This window comes from Paenibacillus sp. JJ1683, assembly GCF_053006485.1.
The window spans coordinates 903,585-927,500 of sequence record NZ_CM129820.1 but is presented as its reverse complement, the minus strand read 5'-3'; the positions used below and the strand labels follow the sequence as shown (position 1 = coordinate 927,500).

The 23,916-nt window shown below is 43.0% G+C and carries 20 protein-coding genes (1 of these 20 cut by a window edge); 7 read left to right on the top strand and 13 right to left on the bottom strand.

Annotated features, from left to right (window positions below):
* The 4 genes from ACUC6J_RS04150 to ACUC6J_RS04135 form a co-directional block, all read right to left on the bottom strand.
* Positions 1 to 784, bottom strand: partial view of an NCS2 family permease gene (locus ACUC6J_RS04150; RefSeq protein ID WP_016819288.1) — the 5' portion only. Its footprint begins 587 nt before the window's first position; only the first 784 of its 1,371 coding nucleotides appear in the window; it begins with the start codon at positions 782 to 784; its stop codon lies beyond the left edge, outside the window.
* A 220-nt stretch (positions 785 to 1,004) separates the two neighbouring features.
* The gene (locus tag ACUC6J_RS04145; protein ID WP_016819289.1) at positions 1,005 to 1,394 is read right to left on the bottom strand and encodes a hypothetical protein; all 390 of its coding nucleotides are present in this window, start codon (positions 1,392 to 1,394) and stop codon (positions 1,005 to 1,007) included.
* Positions 1,395 to 1,431: 37 nt separating this feature from the next.
* The gene (locus ACUC6J_RS04140) at positions 1,432 to 1,905 is read right to left on the bottom strand and encodes a MarR family winged helix-turn-helix transcriptional regulator (RefSeq protein ID WP_019686164.1); all 474 of its coding nucleotides are present in this window, start codon (positions 1,903 to 1,905) and stop codon (positions 1,432 to 1,434) included.
* Positions 1,906 to 2,092: 187 nt separating this feature from the next.
* A complete protein-coding gene (locus tag ACUC6J_RS04135) occupies positions 2,093 to 2,938 on the bottom strand; it encodes a LysR family transcriptional regulator (RefSeq protein WP_447249795.1) in 846 nt (281 codons plus the stop codon).
* A gap of 129 nt (positions 2,939 to 3,067) precedes the next feature.
* On the opposite strand from ACUC6J_RS04135, the gene ACUC6J_RS04130 reads away from it, so the two are divergent.
* Positions 3,068 to 4,198 carry a Gfo/Idh/MocA family protein gene (locus tag ACUC6J_RS04130; RefSeq protein ID WP_447249794.1) on the top strand — a complete coding sequence of 377 codons (1,131 nt, stop codon included), beginning with the start codon at positions 3,068 to 3,070 and terminating at the stop codon, positions 4,196 to 4,198.
* A gap of 515 nt (positions 4,199 to 4,713) precedes the next feature.
* On the opposite strand, the gene ACUC6J_RS04125 is transcribed toward ACUC6J_RS04130, so the two are convergent.
* The 5 genes from ACUC6J_RS04125 to guaA form a co-directional block, all read right to left on the bottom strand.
* Entirely contained in the window at positions 4,714 to 5,916 is a 1,203-nt protein-coding gene (locus tag ACUC6J_RS04125; protein WP_025364042.1) for a restriction endonuclease subunit S, read from the bottom strand.
* A gap of 13 nt (positions 5,917 to 5,929) precedes the next feature.
* Positions 5,930 to 7,507: a type I restriction-modification system subunit M gene (locus ACUC6J_RS04120; protein WP_025364041.1), complete on the bottom strand. Its 1,578-nt coding sequence runs from the start codon at positions 7,505 to 7,507 to the stop codon at positions 5,930 to 5,932.
* Positions 7,508 to 7,564: 57 nt separating this feature from the next.
* Positions 7,565 to 8,404: a hypothetical protein gene (locus ACUC6J_RS04115; protein WP_025364040.1), complete on the bottom strand. Its 840-nt coding sequence runs from the start codon at positions 8,402 to 8,404 to the stop codon at positions 7,565 to 7,567.
* 12 nt (positions 8,405 to 8,416) lie between these two features.
* Positions 8,417 to 11,512 (bottom strand): type I restriction endonuclease subunit R, encoded by a 3,096-nt coding sequence (locus ACUC6J_RS04110; protein ID WP_447249793.1) that lies wholly within the window; start codon positions 11,510 to 11,512, stop codon positions 8,417 to 8,419.
* A gap of 1,045 nt (positions 11,513 to 12,557) precedes the next feature.
* Entirely contained in the window at positions 12,558 to 14,096 is a 1,539-nt protein-coding gene (gene guaA, locus ACUC6J_RS04105) for a glutamine-hydrolyzing GMP synthase (protein ID WP_017428420.1), read from the bottom strand.
* Between the two features lie 145 nt (positions 14,097 to 14,241).
* Here guaA and ACUC6J_RS04100 point away from each other — a divergent pair, with 145 nt between their 5' ends.
* The 6 genes from ACUC6J_RS04100 (at position 14,242) to ACUC6J_RS04075 (ending at position 20,677) form a co-directional block, all read left to right on the top strand.
* Positions 14,242 to 14,898: a DedA family protein gene (locus ACUC6J_RS04100; protein ID WP_016819304.1), complete on the top strand. Its 657-nt coding sequence runs from the start codon at positions 14,242 to 14,244 to the stop codon at positions 14,896 to 14,898.
* Between the two features lie 515 nt (positions 14,899 to 15,413).
* The gene (locus tag ACUC6J_RS04095) at positions 15,414 to 16,955 is read left to right on the top strand and encodes a spore germination protein (protein WP_447249792.1); all 1,542 of its coding nucleotides are present in this window, start codon (positions 15,414 to 15,416) and stop codon (positions 16,953 to 16,955) included.
* Positions 16,952 to 18,160, top strand: coding sequence for a Ger(x)C family spore germination protein (locus ACUC6J_RS04090; RefSeq protein ID WP_025364037.1), 1,209 nt, complete (start codon positions 16,952 to 16,954; stop codon positions 18,158 to 18,160). Before ACUC6J_RS04095 ends, ACUC6J_RS04090 begins: the two co-directional genes overlap by 4 nt.
* 5 nt (positions 18,161 to 18,165) lie before the next feature.
* Positions 18,166 to 19,275 (top strand): GerAB/ArcD/ProY family transporter, encoded by a 1,110-nt coding sequence (locus ACUC6J_RS04085; RefSeq protein ID WP_025364036.1) that lies wholly within the window; start codon positions 18,166 to 18,168, stop codon positions 19,273 to 19,275.
* A 31-nt stretch (positions 19,276 to 19,306) separates the two neighbouring features.
* Entirely contained in the window at positions 19,307 to 19,543 is a 237-nt protein-coding gene (locus ACUC6J_RS04080) for a hypothetical protein (RefSeq protein WP_016819308.1), read from the top strand.
* 15 nt (positions 19,544 to 19,558) lie between these two features.
* Entirely contained in the window at positions 19,559 to 20,677 is a 1,119-nt protein-coding gene (locus ACUC6J_RS04075; RefSeq protein WP_447249791.1) for a GerAB/ArcD/ProY family transporter, read from the top strand.
* Positions 20,678 to 20,736: 59 nt separating this feature from the next.
* On the opposite strand, the gene bcp is transcribed toward ACUC6J_RS04075, so the two are convergent.
* The 4 genes from bcp to ACUC6J_RS04055 are packed head-to-tail and all read right to left on the bottom strand — an operon-like array spanning position 20,737 to position 23,877.
* Positions 20,737 to 21,213: a thioredoxin-dependent thiol peroxidase gene (gene bcp / locus ACUC6J_RS04070; protein ID WP_447249790.1), complete on the bottom strand. Its 477-nt coding sequence runs from the start codon at positions 21,211 to 21,213 to the stop codon at positions 20,737 to 20,739.
* Positions 21,214 to 21,256: 43 nt separating this feature from the next.
* Entirely contained in the window at positions 21,257 to 22,045 is a 789-nt protein-coding gene (locus tag ACUC6J_RS04065) for an ABC transporter permease (RefSeq protein WP_019686156.1), read from the bottom strand.
* A 4-nt stretch (positions 22,046 to 22,049) separates the two neighbouring features.
* Entirely contained in the window at positions 22,050 to 22,844 is a 795-nt protein-coding gene (locus ACUC6J_RS04060) for an ABC transporter permease (RefSeq protein ID WP_016819311.1), read from the bottom strand.
* Positions 22,837 to 23,877, bottom strand: a complete 1,041-nt coding sequence (locus ACUC6J_RS04055) for an ABC transporter ATP-binding protein (RefSeq protein ID WP_016819312.1) — start codon at positions 23,875 to 23,877, stop codon at positions 22,837 to 22,839. The genes ACUC6J_RS04060 and ACUC6J_RS04055 overlap by 8 nt, the downstream gene beginning before the upstream one ends.
* Between the last annotated feature and the right edge of the window lie 39 nt (positions 23,878 to 23,916).

The following is a 23,916-nucleotide window of genomic DNA, read 5'->3' as shown; positions in this document are numbered from 1 at the left end:
TATCAAACAAACCAATATGCAAAGCTGCCTTCAGGTCTAGCTGACCTACTGCCAAATTGCTGAAATTTGGAATCCAGTGGCCTGTTGTCAAGCTACTCAGATTCGTTACACCCATCGGAATACCGATTAATGTAGTAGCTACGATTCCAATCAGCAATGCGCCTTTGACCCGAACGACCATCAACGCTGCGATAATGAGCAACCCGATTAGCGCCAGCAGCGCATCCTTTTGATGTACCAGGCTACCTAGAACCAAATTAAAAGCATGACCCGGAACCGGTTGACCAACATCTGTCCCTGGAACAATACTCACCATAACCAGATTACAAAGCTTGAAGCCAACAATTGTGATAAACAAGCCGATACCAACTGTAATAGCGGTTTTTAAATTTTCCGGAACTGCAACAAGCAGCATCTGTCTAACCCGGGTAACAGTTAAAATCAGAAAGACGATACCGGATATAAATACAGCGCCAAGTGCCGCTTGCCAAGTAATCATCCCATTAGAACTCAAGACTACAGTCATAAAATAAGCATTCAAGCCCATCCCTGGTGCCATACCGATCGGCACATTTACAAACAAGCCCATCAGAATGGTTACTAAACCTGCACCTACTGCTGTCGCAAAGAAAACAGCTTCACTAGGCATCCCCGCTCCAGTTGGTCCCAAAAAGGTATTGTTGACCACCAGGATATAAGCCATGGTCATAAAAGTAGTGATCCCCGCAATAATCTCGGTGCGGACGTTCGTGCCATGTTCCTTTAATTTAAAGAAACGCTCCATGAGTCGTAATTCCTCCTACGCAAAGCATACTCGTATTGTTGTCGTTCAATTGCTGTAATATTCGCCTTCATATACGCTATATTACATCCGTTATTTTAGGCTCTCGCCTACGGCTTGTCAACAGAAAAAACGAATGTTACAAATTGAACACATATGTATTGTTCGGAAAATAGATAACCCGCAAGCTATTATACAGCTGGCGGGTTATTATTTAGGATAATCAGATATTTTTATACTTATCAAAGGCATCCGCTGTATCTGGTATATTTTCCAGATAAACGATCTTCCCTTCTGTATCCAGTCGGGCTTTGTCCACTCCAGTAAGTGTATAAACTTCGCCTGTTACTTTTTTACCGCACACTGCCCATTTAGTTTGATAGGTATCAGCTTCTTCGGAAACAAGCTTCCACCCCTCATACATATGCTTGATTTCGAGCGTCCCCTCGAAGAACATGTTCAAAAAGCTTTTCCAACTGTTCATCCCTTGTTTTCGATTACCATTCAATACAAACTCAATCTTCTCGGAAAAAAGGCTGATTAATCGTTCTCTGCTCGTCTCATCATCTTTTGCTAAATCATAGTAGTGAAAATAGTCTTCTAAAATCTTCATCGAGTGGCCTCCAAAATCATTTTGTCCTCGCACATTTTTACATATTCTTCACATTGCTAGACATACGCTGTAGTGCATCTGTTAAAGCCACAATTTCCTCGTCTTGAAAATTGTAGAGAAGTTGTTCCTGAAAGGCTTGTCTCTGCTCTGTCAAAACTTGCAGCTCTTGAATCCCTAATTCGGTTAAACGTATATAAGTTACACGCTTATCCTGCTCTTTTTTACTGCGTAAAATCAGACCTTCCTCTTCCAGCCTTTTTAGATGCCGGGTCACTGCTGCACCATCCAGAACGAGCAGATGTTGAAGCTCCAGCTGACTTAATTCCTGACGATGGTCAATATGATACAAAATTTCGACCTTGGTAAAGCTGGTTTTTAACTGTGCTTCAAAAGCGTTATTCATTTCTTTACACAAAAGATGCATGCGATAAAATAACTGGCTTTTTTCAGAGCAATGTTCGATGACTATCTCTCCTCCTTCTGATACTTGACCCATCAATTGATATATCAAGTATTATACACCCTCACTATAAATAAACAAGCCATGAGACAAGTCTACATATCACAAAAAAGTTGGGGCTATGGCTTTTCTCCATCACGCAAGTCATATCCAAACGTAATGCTATCGCCCAGAAATACAGCATGGCTACCTTGGTATTTGCCTTGATTAATTGGCATTCGATGTCTCTCCTATTCTATTAGATCATATTATTGATTTCGATAAATTTATGTTCAATTGCTGTCATTTTGTGATTGGGACGAGATATTAAATATGTATCCATATAGCCAAAAACCGGAGGAACGGGTAGATAGGATGCTACTTTAAATTGCCGGGCCAGCTTTTTGGACATAAGGGTAATTCCCATTCCCATTAGAGCGAATTCCACCATCGTATCAAATATTCCAACCTCGACAACCTCGCTATGGGTCAATTGCATGTCCTGATACATCTTCTCTAAATGCGTGAGGTACAGGCAGCTATCCGACAATATGATAATAGAAGCTCCTTGTAGTACTTGCTGGAGATCCGAACCTTCGTGTATACCTTTCCCCACCAGCACCAGCTCTTCACGGCATATTTTTTGATAATGAATATATGGGTTGGTAGGATATCCTGTAACAAAAGCAATATCAAGCTCTCCGTCGAGGATGAATTGTTCCATTTCCGTGGTGGTTCCCGTTTTTAATGTCACCGAAACCTGCGGATACATCTCATATACCTTCGTTAGCGCCCTTGTTGTTTCGCCTGCTACAATGGACTGCATCGTGCCGACGCGCAGTTTTTCCTCCTGGGGTCTCATTTTCATCTCCGTGTCTTGCCATAGCAGCAAAATTTGCTTGTACTGAGCGTATAAAATTTCGCCTGCGGGTGTCAGTTCCATACCACGAGGCTTTCTGTAAAATAACGCTGTGCCATAATAGGTCTCCAGCTTCTTTATTTTTGCCGTCATATTCGATTGCAGATGATTCAGCTTCTGGGCAGCTTCTGTTAGACTTCTAAGCTCTGCCACCGAAACGAATGCCTGCATATTTTGAATATCCACCGCTTTACCTCCCATCAAATAAAATGATATCTACATCATTAACAAGCATTATTCTTTATGAGTTAAGTGTATTATATTGGGCTTAAGCGTTATTTTCTACTCACATTTTAAAATTAGGAGGGATGGCACATGGTTAAACAGAAGATTCGTGCAGGTATCATAGGAGGTTCGATGAATAACAAATGGGCCAGCCAAACGCATATTCCTGCTTTGCTCAAGCACCCGAGCTTGGATATCACGGCCATCGGCACTTCCCGTATGGAGAGTGCACGAAAAAGTGCAGAGGACGTAGGGGCAACATTAGCTTTTGACGATGCCAAAAAGCTCGCAGCTTCCGAGGATGTGGACATGGTCGTGGTGAGCGTAAAAGTTCCCCATCATTATGAGGCGGTGATGGCGGCTATTCAAGAGGGAAAGCATATTTTTTGTGAGTGGCCTCTGGGGGCCAACACTGCGGAAGCTACTGAAATGGCTAAGGCGGCGGAACTGGCGGGCATCCATCATACCGTCGGCTTGCAGGCACGTCAGGATTTTGAGGTGCAAATGATGAAAAAGCTGGTGGAAGACGGGACAATTGGTGAAATAGTATCCTGTCATATGCAAGTAGCTACTCCCGGCAAAGGAGGACGAACAAATCAGGATACGTCTTATCTGCTGAATAGAGCCAGTGGTGCCAACCTACTGACCATTAACGGAGGGCATTCCTTGGATGCGCTACAATACATCGTTGGCGAATTCCGCGAGCTATCGGCCATCACATCCTCCCGTTATAATGAAGCCATTATTCATGAAACGGGTGAAGTCATTTCCAAGGATACTGCCGATCAAATTCTGATTCACGGACTAATGGAAAATGGAGCACCGACATCCGTTCACATTCAAGGTGGAGTGAATTCTAAGTTTGAGCTAGAGATTCAGGGGAAAAAGGGCATTTTGCGTTTGTCACAGAATCCTTCGCTTGGGCATATTCAATTTGGGAATCTGACGCTTGAAAAACTGATATATGATCCAAGTAGTGAGCAGAGTCATGCGCCTAACGGTGTTTTTGAAACAATCAGTATAGCTCATGAACCTGATAGTACCCTAGATTTCCCAAAAGAAGGGGTAACCCTGAATGTAGCCAAAGCTCATCATGTATTTGCCAGGGATATTTTGACGGACACCCGTCTCGCCCCCGATTTCAACCATGCCTTAAAACTACATCAGTTACTGGACCGCATCGAGGAATCGGCTGCAACCGGGAAAAAGATCGTATGGTAAGTTAGAATTAAAAAAAAGAACCTTCAATACCAAGATAGATGTGGATTGAAGGTTCTTCATCTTTATCATAATAGCCGTTAAAATCCTACTCCCCCGCAGACAACGGATTACCAAAATTATAGTAGATAAACAATTCCATCATCCAACTCGATCTCGATGCGTCCAATCAAACGCTGCTGCACGTCTCGGAGAACTTCCTCGTCATTAATTTGCAACTCTGTAAAACGCCTGACTTCTTCCTTGAATTTCTGCACGATTCATTGGCTTCACCCCGACTCAGAATCGCCTCCAAGATGGCCGCTCTTGCCTTCAAAGCATGTTGTTCATCCTTTAAAGCGGTATTGCTTATCTCATCTGAAACGTATCATCATCGATCATTTTACGAGTCATGGCGCGAACCAATTCTAACTGCTCTTGTTGAAGCTGCTGTGTTTTCTTGCAGGAAACATATTTGCACATCATTCAAGAGTTAGAAAATCAAGATAACGATAAAATCGTACGGCATTTATCCGCACTTATATAAACATCCTTTGCAAATACGCCGCCTTAAGCTGCCCTAGCTGCTCGAGCTTGATAGCTTGGGCGGTTATTTGCTCGTCGATTATACGGAAGAAATCACTAATCGCGGCTTGCTCATTGCTGCAAGGCACTGTTACGTATATTTCTTTCAGCAGGGGAAACTTTAAGTTCCATGTATCTGAAGTCAATCCTTGTGAGAATGATTGAAATATTTCAATCATTCTAGTCAGTTTGAACATATACGAAATAAACAACGAATCAACTCCCTCGTTGGGAATAATAACCGTATACGCGGGGCTTAAAATACCGGCGTAATTCGAGATACCGCTTGCACCTTGCCACATTCGCATGGAGTTATACGCAATATCCCCTACCTCTACTTTTTTATAATTGGACTTATCTTCGCTCGAATTATCTTTTCGTTCTAATTCGCTTGCCTTTATTACGCCAGAATTTATTGTAACAGAAATCAATTCGCCTTCGGAACTTCGTTCATTACGCTCTTTAAATAATTCTCCCAGCTTCCGTTCCTGCCACTCCCCGCTAAACCCCGCGAACCGCACTCGCGGCTCTCTCTCCCCAGCCTGTGGAAACATCTGTTGCAAATAACCTTTTTTCAATTCACGCAGCCCGTCCAGCTTACGCTTATGCAGAGTGATAATATTGTTGAAGGTATGGAAGAAGTCTGAGATTCTCTCCTGTTCTAGTAGAGAAGGTAATTTACATGTTATGTCAATAAACGAATCCCAGTATAGCCTCTTCCGAAAGTCAGTAACTCCTTGCGATAGATTGTCCATTTGAATGATAGGTTCATCTCGACGCAAATAAAAGTCCATAAACAGGGGATAAACATGAGAATTTGAGATAGCTGTTATATAAGCGGGACTTACCATGCCGTCCGACTTGACGACTCCAATAGCGCCTTGCCACGCTCTCATCATGTTAATGACAAGATCACCAGCATAAACACGTTTATATAATGACTTGTCATCACTTCTACGAACTTCTTTTCCCAGCATATGACCATCTAATTCTTCGTCAGATACTCCATGATGGATAGATACAGAAAGAATAGGCAAAGAATCTATCCCTCGTTCTTTTCTTTCTTTGTATATCTCCCCCAACCTTCGCTGCTCCCAAGCGTTAGTGAAGCCATTAAATCGGATTTCAGGTACTAAGTTCTGATTGTTTTCTGTCATAATCTCCACCACCTCACACAAAAATCCGCTTTGTAGCTTCAATTAGCTCTTTCGTTTCGTCAGTCACAGCAAGCTCATCAAGCAGGGTTAAGAAATCTGTTTCTTTTTGTTTTATTTGCAAATTTAAGTCCGACATTTCACGCCCAAGCGCTACAATGTCGATTTGTTCTTCTTCCTCGGAGGTATCTACATAGCGAGAAATGTTGAGATTGTAGTCATTCGCCACGATCTCATCAAAATTTGCTAAATGTGCGTATTTCACAATGTTTTCACGCTTTTTATAGGTATCCACAATTTTCAGAATATCTCGCTGACGTAAGGTGTTTTGATTCTTCTGTTTTTCATATTCATTAGAAGCATCAATGAAAAGCACATCACGACTTGCACGGTTTTTCTTCAAGATAAGTACAACCGTTGGTATGCTTGTTCCATAGAAAATGTTAACGGGCAAGCCAATTACAGCTTCTATTGCGCCCATTTCAAGAAGCACCTTGCGAATGACACCCTCGGCAGCACCACGGAACAGAACACCATGCGGCAGTACAATTCCCATCGTACCACTGTCTTTTAGGTGGTAATAGCCATGTAGCAAGAACGCAAAGTCGGCTTTAGATTTTGGTGCGAGTTTTCCATAGCGTTCAAAACGTGGGTCACTTAAAAACTTATCGGAAGCACTCCAATTCGCAGAATATGGAGGATTCATAACAACAGCGTTAAAAAGGAAAGGCTCGTCTGTCGGCCAGTCTGCATCTAAAGTATCACCATTATTGAGCCGCATTTGCTCACGGTCAACGTTGTGTAGAATCAGGTTCATTCGAGCAAGGTTGTAAGTGGTGGTGTTTAGCTCCTGTCCGTGAAAATAAACCTTTTCGGGATTGCTTAGAAACTGGCGGATATTCAACATCAGCGAACCCGAACCCATAGCAGGGTCGTAAATATGGAATGGTGCTAGTTCCTCTTGCCCGATACTAACAATCTCTGAAATGATTTTTGAAACAGCTTGCGGGGTATAGAACTCTCCGGCTTTCTTGCCTGCTCCTGCGGCAAATTGGGCGATAAGGTATTCATAAGCATCGCCAATAACGTCACCTTCATGCCCAAACAAGTCTATCTCATCTAAAGTTTTTATAACTTCCATAATGGTTGTGCTTTTTTGCTGTGCGTGTGATCCGAGCTTCGTAGAGTTTAAGTCAACATCATCGAACAAGCTGGTAAAACTTTCGCCTTGACGAGAAAGCTCGATAAAGGCAGTCTGCAAGTCATCAATTTGAAATTCATATTTTGATGCTTTATTGCGGAGCATGTAAAACAGATATTGCGGCTCTATAAAATATCCGAGTTTGCGGCGCATGGTGTTCTTTAGCTCTTCGGCATCATCATTATACCAATCAGTAAGCTCGGCAAATTGGATATCACGGGATGGGTATTCTTCGGGCTTTCCGTTTGCTTCTTCGTACACGGCGCGTAGCTCCAAATCGGAAAGATACTTATAGAAAACTAGACCGAGCAAATAGTTTTTGTATTCACTCGCATCCATTTTCCCTCTAAGAATATCGGCGCTTGCCCATAATTGTTGATCTAAACGGCTCATATATTTACTTCCTTCCTGTAGACACGATTATTTAAGAGTTGATTACTGGCACAAGCACTAATTTGTACTTGGATTATTCGTAGACCAGTTAAATTTTTGTACCGCGATTTTTAACTCTTCTTTCTTGTTTACATTATCTAATATGCTGGTGACTAATGTATACAATGCTCCAAAGTATTCAAGCGCATCTTCCTCGCTTCCATCACCATGTATTATTTCGCTAAGCTGGCTGAAGAGCTTATATCCATTTTCAGAGAAAGACACTGGGATAATCGAGTGCTCCTTATCCACCTCTTGCAGTATGTCATAAAAAGAGCGTCTCTTCCCATTCTCCTTATTAAGTTGAATGTTATTGGCATTTGCAATACTATAAGTTATGGATTCGTATACCTTTCTTAGATATATAACAGCGCCCGCTCCCAGTTCATCCCGGTATGCTCGTCTTGCTTTTTCTAGCCATTCGCTAAATTCGCCGTATTTCTCAGATTGTAATTTCACACAGTCAGTTAATTTTTCTCTAAAATGCAATATGCGTACTTTAGGTGACTGATACCGAATATCCTCTTCGGCTTCGACTAAAAACCAAGTATGGACAACTGAACCACAATTGCATTGCAAAATGCAATCAATGCTAATTACTTGTTTATTTACAATAATTCCTCGAAGTCCTTGCTCTTTATCAGAGTTAAAAGTGCGTAAGTCCTCACATTCTGTGCAGTAGTAGTTCAAAGATACTTGTCCAGCCTCTAAAATTATATGTTGCCCAATTAGCAGGGAGGTATCATCCTCATTTTCATCACTATATTCATAGTCTTCCCTTTCTTCTGGAAACCAGAACGTGTCAACTTGTTGGTAATCCTCAGCTGGTGGTTTTCTCAATAACTTACTCAAGTCCATATAATTCCCACCTTAACATTCATCTCTTAGAGGTACTAATTTTTCATCTAACACAGTTTTCCAATAATGCTCTATAACGAGAAGACGCTTTCTGTATTTTTCGTTAAACATAGCTTCAAAATCTTCTTTGCTTAACCCTGATGCTTCGCTTATTACATTGATGAAAGGCACAACCCCGCTATTCGGGCGATATTCGTTAAAGCTGGTTTGCAGGTTAGCGACAGGCACTTTCAATATTTCAGCAGTATTCTGTAGTATATAATCAATCTCATCAGCGAAATAAGCCGTACAATCCTTTGTCGGTCGATTGTTGTCAATGACGTCTAAGATGGCATTATATATTGCCTGAACGGATGCGGGCTTTGTATTAATCTCTTTCATAATTTTTTCACGCAAATCATATTTATCTGTTTTGTCCGAAGACTTCTGATATCTGTTCAGAAGCTGATTTATGTAGAAGCTATCAATGCGTTCCTCATGCACAGCCCTTTGTTCGCTCGTAAATTCGATGTCTTGGAGCAAGTTTTCCATCTCATCCACAGTTTGATCCTCTAACTCGGCTCGAATTTCAGCTTTTAGATTTTCACAATGTCCCTTTTCTTCGGGAAGAACCTTCACAATATGTTCAAATTCCTCAAAATCTTCTTGATAATTCTCATAGCTTTTCATGGCTCTTTGGATTTTTTCAAGTTTTTGATAGGCTCTTACTTGTGCAATCTTGTTTTTTATATTATTTGGGTCGTCTTCCAGATCGTCTTTTGCTTGTTGAAGTTCCTCATGTGCCGTTAAAAATGCGGCTTTCACCTCAGCATATTCTTGTGGCACTAAGGCTTCCCAATTTTGCTGTTGGTTCGTAAAAAGTCGAATGGCATCCTCTACATTTTTTCGCATAGTAGCAGGTTTTCGGAACGATACCACGATGCCATGCTCTTTGCCAGGTGCAATACGATTTGTGCGTGAAAATGCCTGTAGCAGCTTTTGATATTTCAGTTCTCGGTCAACATACAAAGTCTGTATCGTAGGCGCGTCAAATCCTGTCAGCAGACGGTCAACTACAACAACCATATCAAGCCATTTTCCGTCCTTTTGATATTGGGCGTCTTTTCGTGCTAAACGGCTATTAATATTTTTGTTAAACTGATCGGTATCTGTGTAATTCGTACCAAAAACAGTGTTGTATTCCTGCATAATGGCATTGACTTCTGCTTGCGCTTCGTTCATCTCACCTTGAGTTTCGCTAGTGGAATAAGTGATTGTCACTCTCGGAAAATCAGGGTCACGAAGCGTGTGGCGTTCATCTAACTCTCGCCCATTTAACAAAATTCCACTACTTCTCATTTCTTGTAGCTTGTGATAAATACGCTTAGCTTGAGCGATAGAGTGTGTTGTTAAAACAGCACTCATAGTCGGGTATCCGTTTATCACCTTGAAACGCTCTATCACGGATTGGCGCTTGAATATTTTTTTAAGCATCGCTTCAATATAATCATCACGCTCAAATAACTCTCTGTCTTGCAGTTCCTCTTTTTCAATTTCTGTCATGTCGGCAAGTTTTTTGATAGGATCAAGCTTCGGGTATTTTTCTTTTACCGTTCTATACAAAAATTCTGCTTTGCTATCCTCATCCAATAGGCAATGGTACTCCACTTGGAAGTTCAAAACGGAGTTATCGTCCATAGCATTTTTCGTTGTGTAGGCATGGAGTAAGTTTCCATACTGTTGTTGTGTTGTTCTTGCGAATGTTCCGTTTTCTTGTTTTTGGTTTTCCTCAAAAATTGGCGTGCCAGTTAAGCCGAACCATGTTGAGTTAGGCAGGAGCTTTTTAATTTCTTTCATCTGCTCATCGCTGACTGCACGATGGCACTCATCCACCACAAAAACAATATGTTCGCTTTTCAGCTTCTCGAATTTATTGTTTTCCGTTTCTTTAGCACCTCTGACAGCCGCACTCAATTTTTGAATGGTTGTGACGATAATGGTGTTGTTATTTTTATTGCTTAATAGGCTATTGCTAAGTTGACGTTGATTATCAACGCCGACAATAAGCGCATTATCTTTAACATTGCCCGATGCCAACCCTGTGTGGAACTCAGATGCAAATTTACTAAACTCATCTTTGGTTTGGCTGTCTAAATCTGTTCTATCAACAACCATAACGGTGCGGTCTACGCCGATGGATATCTGTGCTAAAAGTTTGGTTGCCACAAAACTTGTTATTGTTTTCCCTGAGCCGGTGGCGTGCCAAACAAAACCTCCCTCATGCTTCGCCGCTTGACCGATAATCTTTTGAATAGCGTGGACTTGGTACGGTCTTAGAACCATTAAAAACTTTTGGCTTTTCTGATCGTCCACCAAAATAGTGAATTTGCTAATCAATTCGTGGGCAGAAGGGATACTCAAAACCTGCCTTGTGAAATCGTAAAGATTTTCGATAGGCTCATTATCCGACGTTCTCCAGTTGAACAGGAATTTCTTTGCCGCTTCAAAGGCTTTAGAAGTGTTGGCTCCAGGACGTGCAAAGTATTTTGTAGATACTTTGTTACTAACTACAAAAATTTGGGTGGTCGCAAAAATGCCATCAAAAAATCCAGCTTCTGCATACCGTTGTATCTGCTCGAACGCTTGCATATAACCATCTTTGGCAGATTCAGCTTTTAATTCAACATGAATAATCGGCAAGCCATTTATCAATAGGGTTACATCGCCACGCATATCAGTAGTTGTATCTGGCTTAATTTGGTTTACAACTTCATAGCTTGAAATGCCGCCAGCAACATCCTTATTGCTGAATAGCACAAGCGACACCCTACCACGTTTCACATCTTCTCGCTCAACATGAATGGCGGCAACACCATTTTCGCCTCGTAGCCATTGAGAAGCGTTAAAAGGAGTAGCTGTCAGTCTCATAAATTCAACTTTTAACTGTTCGAACTCTTTGTCTGTAAGCGGCACACCGTCCAGTCGCGCCAAGTTAATACGATTGATATGTCTTCGCAAATTATCCCACAGAGCAGCTTCGGTCTTTATATCATCACGATATGTCCATTGGTTTTCCCGTTGAGTTAAGATTTCAATGAAACTCTTTTCTGTTTGGGCTTCGTGGTTCATTTGCATAATCCTCCGTAATTAAGATTTTTCCTGAATTCTTCACCGGCAACAAGATTATCAAATAAGGAATAATAGTGTTATGCTCTATCACTATCCCCTCTTTTTTTGTAAATATGGAATGTTATCCACGATTAGAGAGTTGGCTTATCAAAACTTTTAATATGCGGTAAACCAAGTTCCCTGACTATTCATCTTGAAAACCTTTTTGTTCACCATCCTTTGAAAACAGTTGACAAGGAACCGCCCACTTTTATTTTTTCTTATATCCCCACGTGGCTCGATATCAATGTTTCGAGAGTGCAAAAACGTATGTATGTCCTAGGCTACTTAAGGCTAGATGAAAGCCACCAAGCCCAGCAAACAGATCTATTAATATCATATTGTAATTCCCCCGTATCTAAGAAAGTCTCGCTTCTGACCAAATATATTGGGAGTAATTAAATTAAGACATAAGATCTCTATTATACGACTAGTGTACTACAATGAGAGCTCGATGTGGATATTTCGTTATGGAAAATGCATATATGGGATTTGATGCCGAGAAAAAGAGGTAGTGCATCTTGCACTCCCCCTTCAGATTTACTCATTATCGAACTCACATCGATAAGTTAAGCGAACTTGCCACATCTCGTTTACGAACCATCAATATGACCGACGCCACATGTGTCGCGACTAGATTCGACTTGTATTTTTGTCATCTGTATACGATACTTCAGTAGATCCTTCTCCTGCAATCACATGTCTCCAATCTGTCTACATTTTCAGCCATAATCAGAACCACCCGTCCAATGAACTGCACCTTCAATAGTTAGATAATGTCTATCTTTAAGGGATCACTTCAATAGCAGGTGGTTTTATGTTTCGCGCTTTTCACGCACTCAACCGGCTAAAGCCTAGATAAAAACTCCCACCGACAATCATTCGGTGAGAGTTTTTGGCGACAATCTTGGAGACAATTCAAAAGAATTTTGGTCTCGGAAAGTCATATGAGTTTTACCTAAACGGCATAAAATCAACGGTTTTCAGTGTACGGAGTGTCGATTGATTATTCCCACTCGATTGTTGCTGGTGGTTTGGAAGTTACGTCGTACACGATACGATTGACGTTGTCCACTTCGTTGACAATACGAACGGAGATTTTCTCCAACACGTCCCAAGGGATACGTGCCCAGTCGGCGGTCATACCGTCGATCGACGTTACTGCGCGAATACCTACAGTGTAGGAATACGTACGGGCATCGCCCATAACGCCAACACTCTTCATATTCGGCAGAGCGGTGAAGTATTGCCAAATCTCCCGATCCAGACCCGCTTTGGCAATCTCCTCGCGCAAAATAAAGTCAGAATCACGGACAATCTTGAGCTTGTCCTCTGTCACTTCGCCCAATACACGGATGGCAAGACCCGGACCTGGGAATGGCTGACGCCATACAATTTCGGCCGGAAGTCCACATTCTTCACCGACTTTACGCACTTCATCCTTGAACAAAGCATTCAGTGGCTCGATCAGTTTGAACTTCATGTCTTCCGGTAAACCGCCCACGTTATGGTGCGATTTGATGGTTTGCGCCGTTGCTGTTCCGCTCTCTACAATATCTGTGTACAACGTGCCTTGTGCCAGGAAGTCAAAATCATCGAATTTAGCGGATTCTTCTTCAAAGACGTAAATAAACTCGTTACCGATGATTTTACGTTTTTGTTCTGGATCATCCACTCCTGCCAGTTTGGACAGGAAACGCTCACGTGCATCAATTTTGACAACTTTCATATCAAATTTACCAACGAACGTCTCCATTACACTTTCGGCTTCACCTTTGCGCAGCAGTCCGTGATCAATGAACATACATGTCAGTTGGTCGCCGATCGCTCTGTGAATAAGCATGGCTACGACGGAAGAATCCACGCCGCCACTTAAAGCGCACAGTACTTTCTTGTCGCCTACTTGCTGGCGGATTTCACGGATTTGCTCTTCAATGAACGATTCCATGGTCCAGTTGCCTTCACAACCACACACTTCATACAGGAAGTTGCTAATCATCTCATTACCTTGAACAGAATGACGCACCTCTGGATGGAATTGTACCGCATACAGATTCCGCTCCAGGTTACTCATCGCAGCAATCGGAGCACTCTCTGTTCCCGCATCCAGTGTAAAGCCAGTTGGCAGATCTGTAACGTGATCGCCATGGCTCATCCATACCGTTTGACGAGAATCCAGCCCTTTAGTCAAACGGGCATCCTCATTGAATTGCACGTCTGCTTTGCCATATTCACGCTTGCCCGCACGTTCTACCTTACCGTCCAGTTGATGAGCCATCAACTGCATACCATAACAAATACCAAAGATAGGGATGCCAAGATCATAAATTGCCCGATCCACCTGAGGAGCATTGTCTGTATATACGCTGGAAGGTCCGCCTGAGAAAACAATCCCTTTCGGCGCCAGCTCTCTCAGCTTCTCCGCAGGCGTATTGTATGGAAGGAGCTCGCTATATACGCCGAGATCCCGAATTCTTCTTGCAATTAACTGGTTGTATTGTCCTCCAAAATCGAGAACTACAACGATTTCATTAGGCTTATTCATTACCGTGCCTCCCTCAATTGTTCGTTTCATTATACGCAACGATAAAACAACACGTCAAGAAATCAACCATAGTTGAGTGGTCATGAAAAGATTGATAAAATAAATTGATTCTAAATTACTTAATCTGCCCGTAGGAGTGTACACGATGGATGTGCTGAAATGGATTGCGCAATTGTTCGAAGAATATGGATACGGCGTCCTTTTTTTCGGCTTGCTGCTGGAGTTTATTGCCTTGCCTTTTCCCGGGGAAACCACAATGGCTTATGCGGGATATCTCTCCTATGCCGGTACTCTGGATTTCAGCAAGCTGGTGCTGTTAGCTTTTTTGGGCACAACCATCGGTATGACCATTACCTACTTTATTGGAAAATGGGCTGGACTTCCCTTTATTCAGAAATACGGCAAATGGGTTTTGTTATCGCCGGACAAGCTACAGAAAACACAAAAATGGTTTCAACGTTATGGATACTGGCTTATTTTCCTTGGATATTTCATCCCAGGTGTCAGGCATTTTACTGGCTATTTTGCTGGAATTATAGCTCTTTCTTTCCGTAAATTTGTCCTGTATGCTTACAGCGGTGCTTTATTCTGGGTCGTCCTCTTTCTAAGCATCGGCAAGCTGTTTGGCCCGCAATGGGATGCCATTTTCCATTTGGTAGAGCTGTACGCACTACGAATCGCAGCAGCGGTTGGATTCGTAATCCTGCTGTATTTTATATATCGATGGAGAAGCTTCCTGTTTGGATCGCTATACAAATCCAAAAAATCAGTAAAAACCAGCCACAAGGATGACACGGAATAGTTAAACTCCTTCAGCCGAGCCCACATTCGCGGCTCATGATTCGAGCTACCCCTGCTCCAAACATAGACATTCCGATCATACCTTGGTTCTACGTCGTCAGCATACCCAACAATGGACCCTGTAAATACAATGGGGTCTCCTGAATTAATAATGTCTCCAAATATGCGAGTAATAAGCAGACTCTCCGCAGATGACAGGACCAAAAAAGGAATCACCCACTAAACAGTAAGCACCTACGCTAAATCCCGAACCCATAAGCCGTTATATTAAAACCCAACAAAGCGATACGGAGAAACGCCCCCCCAATTCCATTAATGTTATCTGCAGCGAATAACTCCCTATACTGCCAATCTACCATTCTAATCAGTTCTAATACGACAGACTCCATAAATTAAACAAAAATATAATTAACCATTTATCACTAATCATCAGATTACTTTGCAGCCGTCAAGGCATAAATTCATATATTCAGAGCATACTAAGCCAACAAACTCCAATATCGGAGGATTTTACGTATGCCAAATCAGAATAAAAGTTGTCCACTTACTCATGTATCCTCTAACTTGAAAGATAATGTAAATCATATCGATAGCTCCTTTGGAAACAGCGGAGATGTAATCATTAAAGAGCTATTATGGATGCAAAAATGGCCAGCAGCTCTTTTTTATATCGATGGTCTGGTTAACACTCAATTGCTCCATGATTCGGTTCTCCGTTCATTGATGCGAGTAAATGAACATCATGTACCGGAGGGCGCAGAACCATTCGACTATTTGAAGAATCAAGTTTTGATTGCAGGTAACTCAGGTAGTGTGGATGAAATGGACGCCCTATTCAATCAAATGTTATCCGGCAGTATTATCATTTTGCTGGACGGATACGCAAAGGGCATATGGATTGATGCGGTCGGTTGGGAGGATCGCAGTGTTAGCGAGCCCCAATCCCAAAGTGTCGTACGGGGTCCAATGGAGGCTTTTACCGAAAATTTACGAACCAATACCGCTCTAATTCGTAGGCGAATCCGCGATCCGCGCCTGTGGATGGAAACAAGACAGATCGGGCAAGTCACCCACACCAATGTGGCCGTAATGTATGTCAAAGGCATCGCTGACGAAGGAGTTATTCAGGAACTGAGAGAACGTTTGGACCGAATTGATATTGACGGAATTCTGGAAGGGGGTTACATCGAGGAGGAAATTCAGGATGAAACCTTCACCCTGTTCCCCACCATTTATAACAGCGAGCGTCCGGATTCAGTCGCTGCCAGCCTGCTGGAGGGCCGAATTGCTATCTTGGTGGACGGGACACCCTTTGTTCTGTTGATTCCTGCACTGTTTGTGCAATTTTTCCAATCACCAGAGGATTATTACCAGCGTGCTGATATCAGCACGTTGTTGCGTTTGCTGCGTTTCTTTTCCTTTTTTATCGCTATGCTTGCGCCAGCAGTTTATATTGCGGTAACTACCTTTCATCAAGAGATGATTCCTACAAACTTATTGGTCAGTCTCGCTGCCCAAAGGGAAGGCGTACCGTTTCCGGCTTTTGTCGAGGCGATGCTCATGGAAATAACTTATGAAATTTTGCGTGAAGCAGGAGTTCGAATTCCCAAGACTGTCGGGCAGGCCGTATCCATCGTAGGTACACTGGTCATTGGACAAGCAGCCGTGGATGCAGGAGTGGTCTCGGCGGCTATGGTTATTGTTGTGTCCATTACAGCGATCTCCAGCTATGTTATTCCGGAAAACGGTCTTTCCATTGCGGTTCGTATTGCCCGCTTTGCTTTAATGATGCTAGCCGCAGCCTTCGGGCTTCTTGGAATATTGATGGGGGTAATCGTACTTTTACTGCATTTGACCAGTCTGCGATCCTTCGGAGTATCTTATATGAGCCCGTTCGGTCCCTATGTGGAAAGTGATTTGAAAGATACGCTGTTTCGCCTACCTTGGCCTCGCATGAAGACACGGCCTCAATCCATCTCTATCCAAAATACGATTCGCCAAAAAACGAAAAAAAGACGGATCGGTAATAAATCAAAAACCAGAAGGGATCAGCCATGAAGCAGACCATACATTTGTTCTTCGTCTGGGGCCTGATTGCATTACTGTTAGGTGGTTGCTGGGATCGCCAAGAATTAAATGAGCTGGGCATCGCTATTGGGATCGGTGTGGATATGGAAGGAGACCAGTATCAGGTAACCGCTCAGGTGGTCATTCCTTCTGCTGTAGCTTCCAAATCATCACCAAGTGCAGGCCCTCCAGTCGTTACTTATCAGGCCACTGCACCCACGATTCAAGAGGCCATTGAAAAAATGACGAATACAAGTCCGCGCTCCATTTATTTATCTCATATTCGTATGCTGATTTTAGGTGAGGAGTATGCGAGAAGGGGAATTGCTGATGCGATTGAAGCCATGATGCGAGAGCCTTTTACAAGAAGTGACTTTTATATTGCGATAGCCAAGAATAACAAGGCTTCTACGATGTTAAAGATCCCCACTCCAATGGAAAAATTGCCGGCAAATAAATTATTTGCTTCGTTAGATACCTTAACCAAAACCTGGGCTCCTGCTACCAAAGTAACCATGGATCAACTTCTTAGCGATCTGGTTAATCCCGACATCCAGTCCACTCTGCCCGCATTGGAAGCTGTGGGAGATATAGAATCGACCAATGAAAAAGGTATGGATGCCACCAAAAGCATATCGCCTGAAACCATATTGCGGTTTTCAGGTAATGGTGTATTCAAAAAAGACCGGTTGCTGGGATGGATCAATGACTTTGACAGTAAAGGGCTCAGTTACATCAGGGATAAAGTGGAGTCTACAACGGGGCACACCGATTGTCAGGGAGGAGGTAATATCGCCTTATTAACCTTAAGAAGCAACACCCAAAAAAAAGTGATCATTCGCGATGGAGAACCTGTTATCTCCATATCCGTTACCAACGACAGCACAGTACGAGAGGTCAACTGTAAGCATATGAAGTTAAGCAGTATGGCTGATATTAAAGAAATTGAGGCCGCAAGCAATGAAAAAATTGTTGAAATTATGAAGCATTCCGTAGAGACTGTTCGACGTGAGTTTAAGTCAGACATTTTCGGTTTTGGTCAGCTGATCCACCAGTCCAAACCTGAGCTTTGGAAACGACTAAAAGAAGAAAAAGAAAATCCATTTATGGACTTACAAATTGAATATAAGGCAAAGACTACGATCAAAAAAATTGGTTCCTTGTTTGAATCGTTCCAAAAAGAAATGAAGGAGTGAGCTTGGTGGAGGAGAAAGGGCGTATCAGCATTACAAATATAGCCGTACTCGTTTTTTTGAGTATTATCGGAGACTGTGTATTGGTGTATCCCTCCCTCATTACTAGCATATCCAAGCAGGATGCCTGGATCAGCTCATTACTTAGCATCCCTGCAGGACTGGCTGTACTACTGCTACTCCTGCGGGTACATCAGCTGTATCCTGATCTCACCTTTGTGCAGCTCTGCCAGCGAATTTTGGGTCCGTGGCTAGGCGCCCTCATCTCCATATGGTATTTGTTCCATTTAATGATGAATTCAGCGATTTATTTAAGAGAAGTCGGAGATTTTATGAACAGCCAGACCTATGTAATGACACCTCTTCCTGTTATTAATTTACTCTTCATCCTTGTGCTGATGTGGGGGATGTATATGGGATTGGAACCAATTGCGCGTACGGCTCAAATCTTATTTCCATTATGCTTGGCTTTCGCTTTGTTTTTAATACTGTGCTTGCTTCCCCAATGTGACAGTCAGCAGCTTAAGCCTATTATGGAACAAGGTATTCCTAAAATTATGGAGGGCAGCCTATTTGCGCTCTCCTACCCATTCGGTGAACTAGCTTTTTTACTGATGATTTTTCCCTATGTGAGCAAAAAACCGGGTCTAAAAAAATCTGTTTTACTATCTGGACTTACGGCCAGTATTCTGTTAAGCGTACTCCTCCTGGTTTCTCTCATGGTTCTGGGCCCTTTTGTAACCGAACATAGTGTGTATACCTCTTATACGCTATCTAAAAAGATCAACATAGGGAATTTCCTGCAGAGAATTGAATCCATGATGAGTACTGCCTGGATTATCACTACTTTTGTTAAAACCATTTTACACTTCTATGCCTTTACCTTAGGAATGACTCAACTACTGCGATTAAATAATGTTCGGACCTTTCTTGGTCCTAGCTTCATGATCCTGTTTGGTCTGATTATCGTGTCGGCGCCTAATATTACTTACTATCTGGATACGATCGTCAACGCCTGGATTTATTGGGATTTGACGGATTCTATTGTCCTTCCTTCGCTGCTGCTTATCGTATACAAGTTAAGATCGAAAGGCCGCCACAGCCTGGAACCCAGTTGATCCACACCCTTTAACGAAAGGAGCCTTCACCGTGCTAATCACCACTGTTATTATCTGTATCGGTCTAGCCATTGCTGCCAAAGATTTGCCAGGCTTGTATCGAAAACATCGCTTTAAAGATATGTTCGTGTACATCATTATGCTCGGAATAGGCACATGGCTTAGTGTCCTTGCCGCCAAGTCAGAGGTTACGCCAAGCCCGCTGGTACTGATTGAAATCATCTACAACCCTGTTAACGCTTTTGTGTCACATGTATTTGGTTTTTAGAAAGGAGACAGCCACATGTCAAAAAAAACACGTATTAGCGTTCGGCAAGTGACTGTCCTGATGTTTATGAGTTTAATCGGGGATATGCTCTTATTCTATCCGACTATGATTACACATATTGCTCATCAGGATGCCTGGATCAGCTCCATGCTGTCCATTCCGCTGGGCTTAATCATAATTTACGTGCTTATTCGTGTTCATGAGCTCTACCCGAACCTTACACTTATTGAAGCGATTCGCAAAATTTTGGGGCCCGTGTTCGGAACCGTTGTCTCCTGCTGGTATCTGTTTTATTTTTTAATGAACACCGCTCTTATTGCGAGAGAGGTAGGCGATTTTCTGACTACACAATTATTTGTACAAACCCCTCTGCGTGTTCTGCTCGCTATGGGAATAGCCTTAATGGTGCTTACTGCGCTAGCCGGAATTGAAGCTTTCGGTCGTGTTAGCGAGATGCTATTACCAGCATATATATTAATTTTCTCTGGTCTGTTCCTTGCACTCCTGCCACAAGTTCAGCTTTTCAATGTACGGCCTGTTTTGGAAAATGGATTGGCTCCTATTGCTCAAGGAATGGTTCCAGGCGCGGCAATGCCTTTTGCCGGAATGTCTATTATGCTTATGGTTTTTCCTTATGTAAACAAAAAAGCCCATTTTAAAAAGGACATATTGCTCGCTTCCCTTATAGGCGGAATCGTGATTAGCCTATTTCTGCTGCTCTCCCTGCTTGTGATTGGACCCTTTGTGACCCATTACAGTCCATACATTTCTTCTGTACTCACGACAAAAATTAATGAACTGAATTATATTACACGCGTTGAATCGCTTGTTGCTTTAACCTGGGCACTGGCTGCCTATTTCAAGGGAGTTCTTTTCTTCTACGCCTTCACTTTTGGAACACCCCAGTTGTTCCGGATTTCTAATAGTCGTCCATTCGTCATACCCGCAGGAGCGATTGTGTTTGGTATGACCATTTTGATAACCCCCAATGTGTTTTATTATGTAAGAACTCTTGTTTATCCCATGGCTGCCTGGCATTATACGAACGGCTTGATCATTCCGCTTCTTTTGTGGATTGTTTACCTCTGTCGGCAAAAGTGGAAACATCGGCAAAATACATCCAAAAATGAATAAAAAACCTTTTGAAACCGATGCTTAAAAAGCATAACCCGATTCCAAAAGGTTTTTTTAATTTATGCCATATCCTGAATGTATGCCAGCGCGGCATCAATATGTCCTTTTACCCTTAAACCACGCCATTCATGAACTAAAATGCCATTCTCATCAATAAGGAACGTAGAACGAACAATACCCATGTACTGCTTGCCGTACATCTGTTTTTGCTGCCATACACCATACGTTTCAGCCACCTGATGCTCTTCATCAGATAACAGCAGAAAAGGTAGGCCATACTTGGCAATAAACTTGTCATGCTGCTTGAGTGGATCGGGGCTTATGCCGAGAATCACGGTGTTCAAGCCTTTAAACTCCGCATGTTTATCCCGAAAATCGCAAGCCTGGGTCGAGCAGCTAGAGGTCAAATCCTTGGGATAAAAGTACAACAATACCCTACTGCCTCGATAATCCGAGAGCTTGACACTCTTTCCCTCACTCCCAGGCAATTCAAAGTCCGGTGCCGCTTGTCCAATAACGGTCAATGTCGTGGACATCTTATCATCTCCTATCTTGTAGGGGTTCTTATATCATCCGTCCTTATGAGCCAGCCCCCCGGTAACGCCGAATCCCCCAGTTCCAGGCCAGTAAGCCCAGTGTCAGAAAAACAATTCCCATCACAGGAGTTAAGAGCGCCATATGGCGCATGTCCTCTCGTTGAAGGAACAGGGAAGCCGGATATACGCCCACAAAAGCAAAAGGCAGTATCCAGGTCAGCACAACCTGAATGGCACGGTTATAGATCGTTACCGGATAACGTCCGTAACCCTGAATATTGTACATGAGCGGGATAATTCCTGTGGGCGCATCCGAAAAGAATGAAAGAGAAGTCAATATGGTGTATATACCCGTATAGATCGCCACGGCACTTAAACTCAAAACGATCAACGCTGGTATAAACCACCACTCCATAGCCAAATCCATCTGTGCGCCGCTGATCCCCATAATAATCAGACCAATCACTGAGCCAACCAGCGCGGGTGGGTCCACATTTTCAAGGAAAATCTGGAACAGATTATACGCAGGACGGGTCATTACTCGGTCGAGTTCACCTTTTACAATATAACGCTCGCTAAAGTTCCAAAGATTAACGAAACAACTAAACAGTCCGTAAGGAACCATAAAAAATCCATAAACGAACACGACCTCATTTTCACTCCAGCCACCCAAGCTGTCTGTATGCATAAATATAACTAAAATAAAAATAAGATTCGTGGCCTGAAAGAGCAGATCCGAAATGACTTCTACCCAAAAATCGGCACGATAGGTGAGCCGTGACTTCATGTAATTTTTCAAATATTCGCTAATGAGACCCAAATAGTACATCATCGGCTTACCCTCCCTGCACGAACAGACGTCTGCGCGCCAGCCGCCAAATGATGATCATCGGCACGAGCAGAACGACCAGCCAAATGATTTGGATACCCAGCACATTCCATATGCCAACGCCTTTTACACGTCCCGTAAATACAGAGCCCGGCAAATAAGTAATTGCCTGAAAAGGCATCCATTGGGAAATTGTTGCCAGCCAGCCCGGAAACAAGCTAATTGGCAAAATCAACCCTGAAAACAGGTCTACGACTACGCGCTTCATGCGCATCATGCCCTCATTATTTTCGATAAAAAAGGCCGTCAATCCCGTAATAATATTAATCTGAGTGTTGATCAGAAAGCTGAAAAACAGCATGACCAGAAAACCGATCCAGGCTACCGGATCACTAGGCAGCTTCACGGGAAACAGCAGCATCGCAATCGCCATACCTGGAATCATAAATAGGAGGAAGCGAAACATCCCCTCACCGAGTCCCTGCATAAACTTAACAAGTACATAGTTATAAGGTCGGATCATCTGAATAGCAATGCTTCCATCACGAATATCTGTCGATATTTCGCGATCCAGATTGTTAAAATAAAAGGCTCTCGCCATCCACGATACGGCTACATAGGTCGTCATCTGAGCAGCAGTAAAGCCTCCAATACTACCCGCATCGCCATAGATCGCTTTGTATGTGAAATAATACACGCCGATATTCATGGAATAAATAAGTATGCCCGAATAATAGTTCACACGATAAGCAAGCATCGTGAGAAACCGGATACGAATAAAATCGGTATATACGCTAAGCATGAACTTTGGCCTCCACTAGCGGATTGCCTTGGCGTTCTGCCGAGCCAGACTGATAGATACTGCGAACGATATCATCCGTGTTGGTTTCAATGATTTTGATATCCGTAATGTCCGTGCGGCCAACTACGCTAGCCAGCACATCCGATACATTAATATGAAGAGGAATCCACACCTTGGCAGCCAAATCGTTATCCATAGTCCACGTCAATGGCATATCGGCTGTCCATGCCTGCAATTGCTCCAGCACAGTCGTCGTACCAAATTGGAACCGTACTTCCCGACCTGTCCCCCAACGAGCCTTGAGGTCATCCAGTCCACCATCATAAATGATATTCCCATCATCCAACATAATGACGCGCGAGCACAGCGCCTCAATATCCTGTAAATCATGGGTCGTCAGCAAAATAGTAGTCCCGTGTTCCCGGTTCATGTCCTTCAAAAACTCACGAATTTCGGACTTCACCATGATATCAAGCCCAATGGTCGGCTCGTCCAGAAAAACAATCGACGGATTGTGCAGCAAAGCAGCTACCAGTTCACAACGCATCCGTTGTCCAAGACTAAGTTTGCGCACCGGGCGGCTTAGCAAATCCTGCAATTGCAGCCTTTCTACCAGCTCATCCAGCCTACGTTTGAAGTCCATAGCCGGAACCTGATATACTTTGCGCAGCAGTTGAAAAGACTCGATCACGCCGATGTCCCACCAAAGCTGGCTGCGCTGACCAAAAACAACGCCTATGTTACCTACAAACTTCTCGCGATCCTCATAAGGGACATAGCCCCCCACCTTGAGATGTCCCGATGTTGGCACGAGAATACCTGTCAACATCTTAATCGTGGTGGACTTTCCGGCCCCGTTCTCACCAATATAACCGCATATTTCCCCTTGCGGAATACGGAAGGATATATCTTTGACCGCAGCCACCTCGTTGTATTCGCGGGCGAATAAATCAAGGAAGGCACCTTTTAAGCCCTCGCGGTTTTTTTGAACCTTAAATGTTTTGCGCAGATCCTGCACATCAATTGCCAGCATGTTATACCTCTCAATCAGGATTTGTAAAATCCATAGTTA

Bases quoted from the DNA above. Each gene is read 5' to 3' on its own strand.
- ACUC6J_RS04145 (WP_016819289.1), bottom strand. From the start codon at position 1,394: ATGAAGATTTTAGAAGACTATTTTCACTACTATGATTTAGCAAAAGAT.
- ACUC6J_RS04130 (WP_447249794.1), top strand. From the start codon at position 3,068: ATGGTTAAACAGAAGATTCGTGCAGGTATCATAGGAGGTTCGATGAAT.
- ACUC6J_RS04125 (WP_025364042.1), bottom strand. From the start codon at position 5,916: ATGACAGAAAACAATCAGAACTTAGTACCTGAAATCCGATTTAATGGC.
- ACUC6J_RS04120 (WP_025364041.1), bottom strand. From the start codon at position 7,507: ATGAGCCGTTTAGATCAACAATTATGGGCAAGCGCCGATATTCTTAGA.
- ACUC6J_RS04115 (WP_025364040.1), bottom strand. From the start codon at position 8,404: ATGGACTTGAGTAAGTTATTGAGAAAACCACCAGCTGAGGATTACCAA.
- ACUC6J_RS04110 (WP_447249793.1), bottom strand. From the start codon at position 11,512: ATGAACCACGAAGCCCAAACAGAAAAGAGTTTCATTGAAATCTTAACT.
- guaA (WP_017428420.1), bottom strand. From the start codon at position 14,096: ATGAATAAGCCTAATGAAATCGTTGTAGTTCTCGATTTTGGAGGACAA.
- ACUC6J_RS04100 (WP_016819304.1), top strand. From the start codon at position 14,242: ATGGATGTGCTGAAATGGATTGCGCAATTGTTCGAAGAATATGGATAC.
- ACUC6J_RS04095 (WP_447249792.1), top strand. From the start codon at position 15,414: ATGCCAAATCAGAATAAAAGTTGTCCACTTACTCATGTATCCTCTAAC.
- ACUC6J_RS04090 (WP_025364037.1), top strand. From the start codon at position 16,952: ATGAAGCAGACCATACATTTGTTCTTCGTCTGGGGCCTGATTGCATTA.
- ACUC6J_RS04075 (WP_447249791.1), top strand. From the start codon at position 19,559: ATGTCAAAAAAAACACGTATTAGCGTTCGGCAAGTGACTGTCCTGATG.
- bcp (WP_447249790.1), bottom strand. From the start codon at position 21,213: ATGTCCACGACATTGACCGTTATTGGACAAGCGGCACCGGACTTTGAA.
- ACUC6J_RS04065 (WP_019686156.1), bottom strand. From the start codon at position 22,045: ATGATGTACTATTTGGGTCTCATTAGCGAATATTTGAAAAATTACATG.
- ACUC6J_RS04060 (WP_016819311.1), bottom strand. From the start codon at position 22,844: ATGCTTAGCGTATATACCGATTTTATTCGTATCCGGTTTCTCACGATG.
- ACUC6J_RS04055 (WP_016819312.1), bottom strand. From the start codon at position 23,877: ATGCTGGCAATTGATGTGCAGGATCTGCGCAAAACATTTAAGGTTCAA.